Origin of the sequence: Variovorax sp. efr-133-TYG-130 (assembly GCF_030208835.1) — a bacterium.
Lineage (GTDB): Bacteria > Pseudomonadota > Gammaproteobacteria > Burkholderiales > Burkholderiaceae_C > Variovorax.
The window spans coordinates 89,298-102,731 of sequence record NZ_JARVTD010000027.1 but is presented as its reverse complement, the minus strand read 5'-3'; the positions used below and the strand labels follow the sequence as shown (position 1 = coordinate 102,731).

Annotated in this window: 8 protein-coding genes; 7 read left to right on the top strand and 1 reads right to left on the bottom strand. The window is 58.8% G+C overall.

Annotated elements, in window-relative coordinates; genetic code table 11:
* Nucleotides 1–2,184: a glycosyltransferase family 4 protein gene (locus QRN67_RS21525; protein ID WP_285413618.1), complete on the bottom strand. Its 2,184-nt coding sequence runs from the start codon at nucleotides 2,182–2,184 to the stop codon at nucleotides 1–3.
* 48 nt (nucleotides 2,185–2,232) lie between these two features.
* On the opposite strand from QRN67_RS21525, the gene QRN67_RS21520 reads away from it, so the two are divergent.
* The 7 genes from QRN67_RS21520 to QRN67_RS21490 are packed head-to-tail and all read left to right on the top strand — an operon-like array spanning nucleotide 2,233 to nucleotide 13,361.
* A complete protein-coding gene (locus tag QRN67_RS21520; RefSeq protein WP_285413495.1) occupies nucleotides 2,233–3,621 on the top strand; it encodes an FkbM family methyltransferase in 1,389 nt (462 codons plus the stop codon).
* A 49-nt stretch (nucleotides 3,622–3,670) separates the two neighbouring features.
* On the top strand, nucleotides 3,671–4,645 hold the full coding sequence (rfaD, locus tag QRN67_RS21515) for an ADP-glyceromanno-heptose 6-epimerase (protein ID WP_285413494.1): 975 nt from the start codon (nucleotides 3,671–3,673) through the stop codon (nucleotides 4,643–4,645).
* 1 nt (nucleotide 4,646) lies between these two features.
* A complete protein-coding gene (gene hldE, locus QRN67_RS21510) occupies nucleotides 4,647–6,080 on the top strand; it encodes a bifunctional D-glycero-beta-D-manno-heptose-7-phosphate kinase/D-glycero-beta-D-manno-heptose 1-phosphate adenylyltransferase HldE (protein WP_285413493.1) in 1,434 nt (477 codons plus the stop codon).
* A complete protein-coding gene (locus QRN67_RS21505) occupies nucleotides 6,080–7,768 on the top strand; it encodes an HAD-IIIA family hydrolase (RefSeq protein WP_285413617.1) in 1,689 nt (562 codons plus the stop codon). The genes hldE and QRN67_RS21505 overlap by 1 nt, the downstream gene beginning before the upstream one ends.
* 44 nt (nucleotides 7,769–7,812) lie before the next feature.
* Nucleotides 7,813–11,472 (top strand): glycosyltransferase, encoded by a 3,660-nt coding sequence (locus QRN67_RS21500; protein WP_285413492.1) that lies wholly within the window; start codon nucleotides 7,813–7,815, stop codon nucleotides 11,470–11,472.
* 3 nt (nucleotides 11,473–11,475) lie between these two features.
* A complete protein-coding gene (gmd, locus tag QRN67_RS21495) occupies nucleotides 11,476–12,513 on the top strand; it encodes a GDP-mannose 4,6-dehydratase (protein WP_285413491.1) in 1,038 nt (345 codons plus the stop codon).
* Nucleotides 12,510–13,361: a GDP-mannose 4,6-dehydratase gene (locus tag QRN67_RS21490; protein WP_285413490.1), complete on the top strand. Its 852-nt coding sequence runs from the start codon at nucleotides 12,510–12,512 to the stop codon at nucleotides 13,359–13,361. Before gmd ends, QRN67_RS21490 begins: the two co-directional genes overlap by 4 nt.
* The last annotated feature ends 73 nt before the right edge of the window (nucleotides 13,362–13,434 follow it).

Sequence of the window (13,434 nt, the reverse complement as noted above, 5' to 3'; positions counted from 1 at the left end):
TCAGCGCTTTGCGCGCAGCAACGCCTCGATCTCCTCAAGGCGTGCCTTGATCCTCTGGCCTGCGGCTTCCAGCGAAAGATTGGCCTCGGCGCTCGCCTTGGCGCGGGCACCGAGGTCACGCCCCCATGCCTGGTCGTCGTAAAGACGTCGCATGAGCCGGGCCGCGTGCTCTACCGACGGGTCGGCCCATTCGAGATCGGCATCGTAGGGGGGTATAGGCTTGCCGAGCTTCACGAGTTCGTAAGGCACCAGCAGGCTGTTGCTGTCGTCCATGAAATCGACATTGCCCGAGAAATTGGTGGCAATCACCGGCTTTCCCATGAGCATGGCTTCGGCCATCGTGAGGCCAAGCCCCTCGCTGCGGTGGAGGGACACATAGGCGTCGCAGGCGTGCATGAGCGAGAGCACTTCATCAGGGCTGAACACCTGATCGATGATCTTGATGTCCGCGCCGACGGCGGCATCACGCAGCTTCTGCAACTCCACCGGATGCCGATCGCCGAATGAAGTCTTGAGGACAAGTGAGACCTTGTCGTCCTTTCCGAAAGCAGCCTTGAAAGCGCGGATCAAACCCAGCGGGTTTTTGCGCTCCATGACGCTCACCATGTGGAAGGTAAAGAGAAAGGTATATCGCTCCTCGTCCAGCCCGAAATCACTGCGTCCGCGGACCTCGAACGGAGTCATACGCACGCCAGGAAACAACGTGCGAACCGGCAGGGTCAGGCGTTCGCGCAACCCGCGCGCGATGAATTCCGTGGCCGTCCAGACCTCGTCGACCTGCTTCGCGCTCTCGACCCAGGCGTCGGGGATCGAGTCGAACTCCCAATACCAATACGCAATTCGGTAGGTCCGGGGCGAACGACCGGCCAGGTCGGCCCTGACGTAGGCCTCCGGAAAAAAGGGCTCGGGCTGCACATGAAGCAGGGTGATGTCATGCACTTCGAGGCCGCCAAAATCGGCGTGGTGAGGGTCGTCCCTGGCGTCCGTTCGTACGTCGCGCAGCGAAGCGCCCACACCGACCAGCCCAAGCGCCTTGGAGATCGACTCCACAGAGACACGCAGACCAGACGGATAGCAAAAGTGGCCGATTATGTTCACGCCGGGCTTGAGCAGCTCCGACACAACCGCCCGTCCGTCCTGCGCTTGGCACCATCGACGGGCGACGGAGTTCACGCCGGCATTGCCTGCGGAGCCAAGCCATTCGAACAGTTCAGCCGCTTGACCGGCATCCGAAAGAGCCTGCGGGTAGCGATGACGCCAATCTGATCGGGCGCCATAGCCGAGACGGATCTGCAGCGCCGGCTCGTAGCACTCGGGAACAGCCTCAACGCCGACCCACTTGGCGACGGCCCCATATTGACGCACGAACCAGGAGGTGAATCCAGCCCAGCCGAAAACGGTCAGTGCATCCGGAAACCGCCGCTGCCACTCGGGCGTAAACAAGTAGGCTCGAACCAGCTCCGCCTGGGGAACCTCGGCCGCCCGCAAAAAGAGCCAGAGGATCTCTTCACGTCGCAGGTCGGTCTCGGCCTCATTCCAGACGTACTTCATGAACCATCCAAACAGGCCATGCCGCCCAGCCGGGGTCAAGCCATGAGGCAGTATTTCCCGAATCCGCTGGTCGACCATGAAGGCCTGTCGCGCTCGCGCGGCAAAATCCTCGGAGAAAAGATCTGATATGTGCGCCCGCGAAACGGGCGTCAGGCCAGTGCCCTGAAGCCCCTCGTCGCTTTGGAGCCACATCAGAAAGGTGTTTTTTTCGGGTGCCTCGGACAACGCATAGGGAAACCTCGCATACAAGTCCTTACGGGCGCGCAACAACGTAAGGCAAAACCGCGCTGCCGTCCACTTGTCGGTCACCTCGGCGGCGCTGACCGGCGTTCCAACGATCACCCCAAGGGGCAGACCCGCCGCCTCGGTCAGAGCTGCGTCGTTGCACAAGTCCAGCAGCGGCATGGGCACCGCGGCGGGGTCTCCTGCCGCCAGCATTTCCAGGCGCAAGCGCTCTTTCTCGACGAAATCATCCAGCAAACGCATCCGTTTCTGGTTCGCCGCTCGCTCCCGCAGGAAACGAAGCCGCTCAGGCATCCGCCATGGCGTCATCAGCCAAAACGCGGCCTTAGGAACCTTTCGCGCGTTTCGGCATAGCGAATTTAACCCTGTCATCTTGTTATTTACTTTCACTAGCAAGCGTAAGTTCTTCCGGATAGTGGGGTCTCCGGTGAGCAGATCATGCCCAAGAATCCTCGCTTTCACCTCGTAAAATGCGAAACAGCTGCCGATATGAGCGCATGTTTCCCCGAAACGGCCACGGCTTGTACCGATTGCTTTCGCATCTCTCTTTGCAACTCAATGACGTTTATCTCATACGCGCAGAACTTCGAAGACGTCATGCTCTGGCGAGCCCTCAAGCACGTGCCGGCGGGAATGTATATCGATGTGGGCGCCCAAGACCCCGTCGTCGACTCGGTCAGCAAGGCGTTCTACGAACAGGGCTGGCGCGGCATCCATGTCGAACCTGTGCCCCGATATGCTGACATGCTGCGCCGGGATCGCCCGGATGAAACAGTGCTGCAACTGGCCTTGTCGGACCAGGCGGGCATTCTCGAACTCGCCGTTTTCGACGATACAGGTCTGAGCACGGGCATCAAGGAGTTTGCGGAAAGTCATCGCACGCAGCATGGCCTGGCGCACCGAATTGTCCCAACGCCGATGCTGACGATGCGGACCGCTTTTGCATCACTTGCCGGCCGACCTGTGCATTGGCTCAAGATCGATGTCGAGGGACTGGAAGAAGCCGTGTTGCGTGGCTGGGACAGCGAGGCGCTGCGGCCATGGATCATCGTCATCGAGGCGACTGTGCCGATGTCGACCGAAGTCCGCTACCAAGGCGCGGAAGACATTCTGTTGGCGGCTCGCTACGAGTTCGTCTACTTCGACGGTCTGAATCGCTTCTATCTGGCGGCCGAACACCTGGAATTGAGAGCAGCTTTCTCTTCTCCCCCCAACGTTTTCGACGGCGTGCGTCTCAGCGGCTTGGCCAATTCCGAGTTGTGCCGGGGTGTGCTCGACACACACCGCGCCGAGACAAAAGCCCTTGACGACACCATCCGCGCGCTGCGTGCCGAGGTGGTCGAAATGCAGGCCAAGGCGCAACGCCGGCAGCGCGAGATTGAAGCTCAGGCCGAACGCGATTCAATGACCGCGTCGACGGCATTGCAGTTGGTGGAATTGCAGCGCAGCGAAACCCAACATCGACTCGATGCCGTGCTGCACAGTAGCTCTTGGCAAGTCACCGCGCCTCTGCGCTCTGCCAGCACGCAGTGCCGCCGGGTTCTTTCCGCGTTTCGTGACGGCCGATTGATCAGCGGAGTCAAGCGTCGCATCAAAGCGGTTCTGCGCGTCTGCGCTCTTGGTGTGGCGCGGCACCCCAAGCTCAAGCGCGGCCTGTTGACCGCCCTCAAGCTCGTCCCGCCCTTGAACAGGCGCTTGCGCGCCATGCTAGCGCCCCCTTCCGTCACACCACAGGTCAATACCGCGCCAAACGAGGCCGCCTCGGCCATGTCGCCTGCCACGCGCGCGGTATACCGGGCCCTGATGGCAGCCAACGGCCGCAAGTAAGGCGCCACGCACCCTATCTACAGAGTTCACGCTCGGAGTACTGCAAAAAATGATCATCGTCACCGGAGCCACCGGCTTCATCGGATCCAATCTAGTCGCCCATTTGAATCAACTGGGCCATACCGGCATCGTCATCGTCGACTGGCTCGGTACGGGAGAGAAGTGGAAGAACGTCGCCAAACACTGCTTCGTGGAATTTGTCTTTCCTCAGGATTTCCCGGCTTTTCTCGAGGAAAGTAACGGTACGGTGGACGCAGTATTTCACTTGGGCGCGATCTCGTCGACAACCGCAACCGATGGCGATGAGGTCGTGAGAAACAATATCCAGTTCTCGATGAACCTCTGGAACTGGTGCGTCGCCAAGCAAGTGCCGTTCTTCTATGCATCGTCGGCCGCTACGTATGGAGATGGTGACCAGGGATTCGACGATACGCAGGACATCGCCCCGCTTAGGCCCCTGAATCTTTACGGTTGGTCCAAGCAGGCATTCGATCGGTGGGCGATTGGCCAGGCGCAAAAGGGAGCTGCGCCACCCAGGTGGGCAGGCTTCAAGTTCTTCAACGTATACGGCCCGAATGAATACCACAAGGCCGACATGATGAGCATCGTCGCGAAAAATCACTCCCGCGTGATGGCCCGTGAACCGATCCATCTCTTCAAATCGCATCGTCCTGATTTCAAGGACGGCGAGCAGTTGCGCGACTTCGTCTACGTGAAAGACTGCTGCAAAGTCATGTCGTGGTTCATGGCAGGTACGCGCCATAGCGGAATCTACAACCTCGGAACCGGTTCGGCCCGGTCGTTCCGCGACCTCATCGAGGCAGTTGGTGTGGCAAGCGGCATAAAGCCGGACATCCAGTATGTGCCCATGCCCGAGAACCTTCGTGGCAAGTACCAGTATTTCACGCAGGCCGCAATGCAAAAGCTGCGCGCCGCAGGATATGAAGCCGACTTCTATTCGCTGGAGGAAGGCGTGGCCGACTATGTCCAAGGCTATCTCAACACACCCGACAAGTTCGCCTGACATGCAGCAGCCAACGTCGTCCTCTGTCAAGCCGCGCATCCTGGTCGTCGGCGACATCATGCTTGATCGTTACGTGATCGGCGAGGTGTCGCGCATTTCGCCGGAAGCGCCGGTTCCGGTGCTCGCCGCCAAGCACGAAGAAAACCGCCCCGGTGGGGCCGCCAACGTGGCCGCCAATATTTCCGCGATGGGCGGCGATGCAACGCTGCTGGCAGTAGTCGGCGAAGACAGCGCCTCGGCAGAGCTGGAAGCCTGCTTGCAGCGCTATGACGTCAACACACTGTTCGTGAAAGACCCGCAGGGCGGAACGACCGAGAAGACTCGCCTGGTCGTTGGTTCGCAGCAAATCGCCCGCGTCGACCGGGACGTTCGACCTACAGGGCAGACACAGCAACGATTGCTCGACGAGTTCGAACGCCAAGTGAAGAACTACGACCTAGTGGTTTTTTCAGACTACGCCAAGGGCTCACTGGACCAACTGCCCGAATTTCTCAAGGCCGCAGCCAAGGCGGGCGTGCCTACGCTGGTTGACCCCAAGCGGGTCACGCCAGCGTTCTATCGCGGCGCCTTTCTGCTGAAGCCGAACAACAGCGAGTTCATTGGCCTCTTTGGCCCCTACGGTTCGGATCAGGAATTGGTCGCCAAGGCCAGCGCCGCGATCGACGCGCTGCAACTCCAGTACCTGGTCATCACGCGCGGCGCCAAAGGCATGGTAATCGTCAGCGCGGGCGGCCACACGGATTTCGTTCCCACGCGTGCGCGCGATGTCTTCGATGTATCTGGTGCGGGTGACACAGTGCTGGCGGCACTGGCCACGGAGCTTTCGGCCGAGCGCTCCATCTCGGATGCCGTTCACCGGGCGAACGTGGCGGCCGGGATTGCCGTGTCACACCCCGGCACCTACGTCGTCAGCGAGCAGGAGATCGATGCGGAAGCCAATGACTTCAGCCACGAGCACCCGAAGGTGCTGACGGAAGATCAGCTCAAGATTGCACTGGTCAATCCCAGGCTTCACGGCAAGAAGATAGTCTTCACGAACGGCTGCTTCGACATTCTTCATCCAGGCCATGTCCGCCTGTTGAAGGCTGCTCGTGCACTGGGCGACGTCCTCGTGCTCGGGCTGAACTCCGACGATTCGGTCCGCAAATTGAAGGGCCCAAGCCGCCCCATCAACAATTTTCTTCATCGTGCAGAAGTACTCGCTGGCTTAGCCTCCGTGGACTACGTCGTCGAATTCGACGCGCCGACGCCACTGGAAACCATCCAATATGTCCTACCGGACATTCTTGTGAAGGGAGGCGACTATCCCGTGGCCGACATCGTTGGCTATAGCGAAGTTACCGCACGCGGCGGCCAAGTCATTGCGCTCGATTTTCACGACGGATATTCGACGACGCGAATCGTCGACGAGATCAGCAAGACTCGAAAGTCGTGATGCCGGTGGAAAACTTCGAAGAACTGCGCGCGCGTGCCGGCAAATGGTTGAGCATTGACGCACTCCCGCTTTGGCTCGATCGTGGGTATGACGAAAAGCTCGGCCTCTTCCACGAGAAGCTCGATTTTTCAGGACGTCCGCTGGAGGCACTGCCGCGGCGCCTGATGGTCCAATGCCGCCAGTTGTATGTGCTGGCGCATCTGAGCCTGCGCGGCATGCGAGACAGCCGTGCCTTGATCGACCGGACCTGGGAGCAGGTGCTGCAACGCTTCTACCGAAAAGATCTGCCCCATCGCTGGGCATTCTCCATCGGTGCCGATGGGGAAGTCCATGACAGCAAGTGTGATTCGTACACCCTGGCCTTCCTTCTTTTCGCCCTCGCCTGGCTTTATCGACTGAAGCCTGACCCGTCATACCTTGCACTCGCCGACGAGATATTCGCAGTTCTGGAGGGCCCGCTGGCTGCCAGCAAAGGCGGCGTCATCGATGCTCTGCCGCGCCCAGATGAATTCTTGCGCCAGAACCCAACGATGCACCTTCTGGAGGCCTGCTTGGCACTCTATGAATCCGCAGGGCGTCCACAGGATCTGTCGCGAGCCCGCGTACTTCATGCAAATTTTTCTGCGCACATGCTCTGGCGAGCCCATGCAGCGCTGCCAGAACAGCATGACGACACTTGGAACGCAGAAAGCATCACAGACAGCTGGTATGAGCCTGGCCACCATTTCGAATGGGTGTGGCTTCTGCGCCGCTTCTCGATGCTGAGCGGCGTGAAGGTCGACGACGATGTTCGAATCCTGCTTTCGCGCGCGGAACGAGAAGGCATCGATACCGATGGCTTTGCCATCGAGCGCGTCGACATTCTCAATGGCGCTCGGATGGACAGTCGCCGCTCCTGGGGCACCTGTGAATACCTCAAGGCTTGCGCCGCCGAAGCGGAAGCAACTCCTGCGAATGCAAAAGTATGGCAAGACAAAGCTGCGGGTGCGCTGTCGGCCCTGCACGGCGGTTTTCTCTCGGTCGAGCTGCCCGGTCTTTGGCGAGACCGCATCGACGAAGGCGGGCAAACTCTTTCGATCGACGTACCCGCTAGCAGCCTTTACCACTTCGTCTTCGCGCTTATGGAGTGCGAACGGGTGTTCGGCCGCATTTTGCGGAGCTCCACGAACTCGGGCTTGGACAAGACGCCCGCGCTCTTCCTGGATAGGGATGGCGTCATCAACATCGACACCCACTACCCAAGCAAACCCGAGGACATTACGTTTGTCGACGGGGCAGGCGATGTCATCCAGCTCGCACAGTCCCTCGGCTACAAGGTCGTGGTTGTATCGAATCAATCAGGCATTGCGCGCGGCTATGCGAGCGAAGCGCAGGTACTGTCCTTGCATCGATGGATGGCGGCACGTCTTCAGGAGCGGGGAGCGCATGTAGATGCCTGGTACCACTGCCCCTTTCACGATGAGGCGAAGAGCGTGTCTTATCAATACAAGGACCACTTCGACCGCAAGCCCAATCCCGGAATGATTCTTCGCGCTGCACTTGACTTGAACATCGACCTCGGCCGCTCGCTTTTGATCGGCGACAACGAATCAGATGTTCTTGCCGCCTCCAACGCGGGCGTTCGAGGCCATCTTTTCAAGGGGGCAAATCTTCATGAATTCGCACAACCACTTGTAGAAAAAGTCTAGATCCCAGACCTCTACATCTGTCACGTCAAATACCAATAGATCCGATGCGAATCATTATTGACATGCAAGGGGCTCAGACCGAAAGCCGATTTCGCGGCATCGGACGGTACAGCCTTTCGCTGGCTCTGGCCATCGCACGAGCAGCAAAGAACCACGATGTCATACTGGCATTGAACGGACTACTGCCCGATTCGATTGCCCCCATCAGGGAAGCATTTGCGGGGATTCTTCCGCGCAAGAGCATCCGCGTCTGGAATTCGCTCGGCCCTGCGCGCGAACTCGATCCGGCCAATGGCACGCGTCGCGAGATTGCGGAGCATGTACGTGAAGCGTTCCTTTTATCACTCAGGCCGGATGTGGTGCTGGTGACGAGCCTCTTTGAAGGGCTCGGCGACGATGCGGTTGTCAGCATCGGTCATTTCGACTCCGAGACGCCCACGGCAGTCATTCTGTACGACCTGATTCCGCTGCTGAATCCCGATATTCACTTTCGCTCCAGTCCGCTTCGGCAGGAATACTACGCACGCAAGATCGAGTCGCTCAAGCGCAGCAAGCTCTTGTTGGCAATTTCGGAGAGCGCCCGCAGTGAGGCACTGAGGGGACTTTCATTTGCTCCCGAAGACGTTACGAACATCTCGGGTGCTTGTGATGTTTCCTTCAAGAAGATCGCCCTTACCGAAGCCGAACAGCAGTCTATTCGTACCAAGTTCTCGATTGACCGGGAGTTCGTGCTTTACACGGGCGGCGCGGACGAGCGCAAGAATCTCACCCGCCTGGTCACAGCCTATTCGCAGCTCCCCCATGACGTTCGCCAAACCCACCGACTTGTCATGGCTGGCCGCATGCCCAGCGGCGAAGTCACGGCCTTGCAGGCTCACGCCAGACAAGCCGGAATGGGTGCCGAAGAGCTTAGCTTTACCGGGTACATCTCCGATCACGAACTGCTTGCGCTATACAACATGTGCAAGCTTTTCGTCTTTCCGTCCACCCACGAGGGTTTTGGGATACCGCCGCTGGAGGCCATGTCATGCGGTGCCGCGGTCATTGCCGCGAACAGCACCAGCCTGCCCGAAGTCATCGGTTCCAGCGAGGCGATGTTCGACCCGGAGTCGATCGTCGCAATCAAGGACAAGATGCTTCGAGCCCTGACGGACGAGGCATTTCGTGCACTTCTGTTGCGCAATGCCGTGATGCAGGCGGCCGCGTTTTCTTGGGACAAGAGCGCACTCAAAGCCATCGAGGCTCTTGAACGATTTGATGCGCGGAAAGCGACGCAAGGCACTTTGCGTCTCTCGCGCATCGAGAAGACGACCATCTTCCAGCCCAATCCAAAGCATATCCTGCTGCTGAAGCTCGACCACTTGGGCGATCTGATCCTTGCAGTGCCCGCCATCGCCAAGCTGAAGGCGCGCTACCCCGATGCAACGCTGGAGATCGTGGTTGGCAGTTGGAACCTCGATCTAGCGAAGATGTTTCCCTTCTTCGACAAGATCCACACGCTGGACTACTTCAAGAAGCAATCCGCGAATCAGGCGTCGGTGGCTCGTGAGGAACTGCAATCTTTCTTCGCCCAACTCGGCACCTACGATATCGCTATCGACCTGCGCAGGCAGAGCGACACACGTTTCGTGCTGACGGGCATCAAGGCCGAGCTGAAGGCCGGCTACCAAACCTTCGACCCGACGATCGATGCCGCGTTAGATATTGCGTTGGACGCGGTCCAGGACGTGCCGTTCTTCGAAACCTCGATGAATCGCACCTCCATCAGCAACCAGATGCTTGCGTTGATCGACGCGCTCCCCGCAGATCCGAGCGACTTCATTTCCTTGCCTCGGCTTTTCGCTTCTACGGAACGGCAGAAGGGCGCCATCGCGTTGTTCCCTTACGCAGGCAACGATGTCAAGGAATGGGAGATTGCAAAGTTTCAGGCGCTGGTGTCAAGGCTCTGCACCGCAGAGAGCGTGGCGGAAGTCAACATCTTCTTTGCGTCAGAGACTGAAGCACGCAGGCACACGTTCGATCCTTCTCCCAAGGTGGTCGCACACGCAGGACTGAGCATTCCCGCATTGATGGAGTCGGTTGCGCGCAATTCTGTCTGTGTTGCCAACAACTCGGGAGGTACTCATCTTGCCTCATATCTAGGCTTGACGGTGATCGGTGTCTACGGCGGCCACGAAACAGCAGCCGAATGGGCGCCGGTGTTCAAGAACAGCTTCGTCATTCACCGGGAGGCCGTTTGCTCTCCTTGCCACATTGCGACGCGAGCCGAATGCCAGTATGAATTTCACTGTCTATCCGATATTTCGGTCGACGAAGTCTACGACCTCGTCATGGAAGCGGTAACTGAGACTGCCGTCTCGTCCTCTGGCTCGGCTTTGACCGCCAAGGCCATCACAAGTCGTCTGACCGCTGCACTCGGCCCCCTCCTTAGGGACCAGACCGATGATCAGGTCGCCATAATTGCCCGTTGCATCACATCGAGCATTCAGCCTGCCACATCTGGCACCCGCCTCTTTGTCGATATCTCGGAACTCGCGCGCCACGACTCCAAGACCGGCATTCAGCGCGTAACCCGAAGCATCCTCAAAGAACTGCTAGAGAATCCTCCTGCCGACTTTGAGATCGTCCCCGTTTACGCCACGATGGAGACAACAGGCTATTTCGCAGCACGCAGTTTTCTGAGCAAATTCCGGGGGGAACACACTCGGCAGAACGTTTCCGACGAAGTTGTCGACTTCTATCCTGGGGACATTTTCCTTGGCCTGGACTTTCACCCACATATGGTGTCCGCCAAGAGAAACACCCTTGATGCAATGCACAACGCGGGCGTCAAGATACTCTTCGTCGTGTACGACCTGCTGTGCGTTCAGATGCCGCAGCACTTCGTCGACGGTTCCGCTCATTGGTTCAGCCAGTGGCTCGACGTCATTTCAGCCTACGACGGAGGTCTCTGTATTTCGAAGGCCGTCGCAGATGACCTCACTGCTTACATGCGGCAGGCCCACCCCGCCCGATTGAAGCACTTCCAGATTGACTGGTTCCATATCGGCGCGGATATTGAAAGCTCGGCCCCAAGTAGAGGCTTGCCGGCGAATGCTGCGCAGACCCTTGATTCACTGAAGGCGCGCCCAAGCTTCCTGGCTGTAGGAACAATCGAACCACGCAAGGGATACGCCCAGACTCTGGACGCTTTCGACCTGCTCTGGAAGCGCGGCGTGGACAAGAATCTGGTCATCGTCGGCAAGAAGGGCTGGCTTGTCGACGAACTGGCCGAGCGGTTACGAAAACATCCCGAGGCCGGCAAGCGGCTCTTTTGGCTGGAGAGCATCAGCGACGAGTATCTCGAACGGATCTACAGTGCCTCGACCTGCCTGATCGCGGCCTCGGAGGGCGAGGGCTTCGGACTCCCCTTGATTGAAGCTGCACGCCACAGGATCCCGATCATCGCGAGGGACCTGCCCGTATTCCAGGAGGTTGCAGGGCAAAATGCATACTACTTCCACGGAATCACGGGAAATGCACTGGCAGACGCGATCCAGTCTTGGTCCACCTTGTTCACGGCACAGTCCCACCCGAAGTCGGACACGATGCCATACCTGACTTGGCGCCAAACCACGCAAGAACTGCTGAAGCTGGTTCGGTGTGCTGATATGGACGCACCCAACACACCCCGCAACCCCAACCCCAAACCCTCTAAGAGTTGAGTCATGAATAAAATAGCTGTCATCACTGGAATCACCGGCCAAGACGGGGCGTACCTGGCGGAACTACTGCTGGCCAAAGGTTACGTTGTCTACGGAACCTACCGCCGCACGAGCTCGGTGAATTTCTGGCGCATAGAAGAACTCGGCATTCAGAACAACCCCAACCTGCGCCTCGTCGAATACGACCTGACCGACCTGGGCAGTTCCCTGGCGCTGATCCGCGACACCGCGCCCGACGAGGTGTACAACCTTGCCGCTCAGAGTTTTGTGGGCGTCAGCTTCAACCAGCCGGCGGCCACGGCGCAGATCACCGGTGTAGGTGCATTGAACCTGCTTGAGGCCATCCGGCTGACGAACACAAAGATTCGCTTCTATCAGGCCTCGACTTCCGAGATGTTCGGGAAAGTCCAGGCAGTGCCACAAATCGAAGATACGCCCTTCTATCCGCGTAGCCCCTACGGCGTTGCCAAGCTCTACGCGCACTGGATGACGATCAACTACCGCGAGAGTTACGACATCTTTGGGTGCAGCGGCATTCTGTTCAATCACGAGAGCCCGCTGCGCGGCCGCGAGTTTGTGACGCGCAAGATCACGGACAGCGTTGCCAAGATCAAGCTCGGCAAGCTCGATGTGCTGGAGCTCGGAAATCTGGATGCCAAGCGTGACTGGGGTTTCGCCAAGGAATATGTCGAAGGCATGTGGCGCATGCTGCAGGTCGACGAGCCAGATACCTATGTGCTTGCAACCAACCGCACTGAAACGGTTCGTGATTTCGTGAGCATGGCCTTCAAAGGTGCCGGCATCGTGGTCGAGTTCAAGGGTAGCGGAGAAAACGAGTCGGCCGTAGATACGGCTACCGGCAAGACGGTGATGCGCGTGAATCCCAAGTTCTACCGTCCGGCCGAGGTCGAACTGCTCATCGGCAATCCGGCCAAGGCCAAGCAGAAGCTCGGCTGGGAGCCCAGCACGACCCTTGAGGAACTCTGCCAGATGATGGTCGAAGCTGACCTTGAGCGAAACAGGAAAGGCTTTTCGTTTTGAAGATCTTCCTGACCGGCGCAGACGGCTTCACCGGTCGCTACTTTTCCGATCGGGCGATGGCTGCCGGGCATGAGGTGGTCCCGATGCAAGCAGACCTGACGAATCGGGAGACGCTCGAGCGGGAAGTACTTTCAGTGCAACCGGAAGTCGTCGTCCACCTGGCGGCAATCAGCTTCGTCGGGCACGCTGACAACAGTGCCTTCTACGCGGTAAACGTAGTCGGCACGACGAACCTGCTCGAAGCGCTGACCCGATTGCCCTCAGCGCCGCATCGTGTGCTGCTCGCCAGCAGCGCGAACATCTATGGCAACAGCGAGCAGTCGCCGCTGGCGGAGACCCAGCCGCCAGCGCCGGTCAACCATTACGCGATGAGCAAGCTGGCAATGGAATACATGGCCGGGACTTTCGCTGACCGCTTGAACCTTGTCATCGCACGCCCGTTCAACTATACGGGCCGCGGTCAAGACGTCAACTTCGTCATTCCAAAGCTCGCCAAGCATTTTGCCGAGAAGGCTGACTCCATATCGCTGGGCAATTTGGACGTAGAACGCGAGTTCAACGATGTGCAGATGGTGTGCGATGCATATCTTTGCCTCATGAAGCACGGCAGCCCTGGCGAAGCCTACAACGTATGCTCGGGCCAACCTTATACACTCCGCGAGGTGATCGCATGCTTCAACAAGATCACTGACCATTGTATGGATGTCGAGATCAATCCTGCCTTCGTACGCAGGAACGAGGTACATCGCCTCTGCGGCGATCCCGGCAAGCTGAACGCCTTGCTCCGTGATTGCGGTGTCAACCTTGCTCCGCCCACGCTTTCGGAAACCCTCTCGAGAATGCTCTGACACTCGTTTGCCAGGACAGCATGTAGAGAGCATGCCCGAACCGAGAATCCCCGGCCTCCCGCTTCAATCAACC

Bases quoted from the DNA above. Each gene is read 5' to 3' on its own strand.
- rfaD (WP_285413494.1), top strand. From the start codon at position 3,671: ATGATCATCGTCACCGGAGCCACCGGCTTCATCGGATCCAATCTAGTC.
- QRN67_RS21520 (WP_285413495.1), top strand. From the start codon at position 2,233: ATGCCCAAGAATCCTCGCTTTCACCTCGTAAAATGCGAAACAGCTGCC.
- hldE (WP_285413493.1), top strand. From the start codon at position 4,647: ATGCAGCAGCCAACGTCGTCCTCTGTCAAGCCGCGCATCCTGGTCGTC.
- gmd (WP_285413491.1), top strand. From the start codon at position 11,476: ATGAATAAAATAGCTGTCATCACTGGAATCACCGGCCAAGACGGGGCG.
- QRN67_RS21505 (WP_285413617.1), top strand. From the start codon at position 6,080: ATGCCGGTGGAAAACTTCGAAGAACTGCGCGCGCGTGCCGGCAAATGG.
- QRN67_RS21500 (WP_285413492.1), top strand. From the start codon at position 7,813: ATGCGAATCATTATTGACATGCAAGGGGCTCAGACCGAAAGCCGATTT.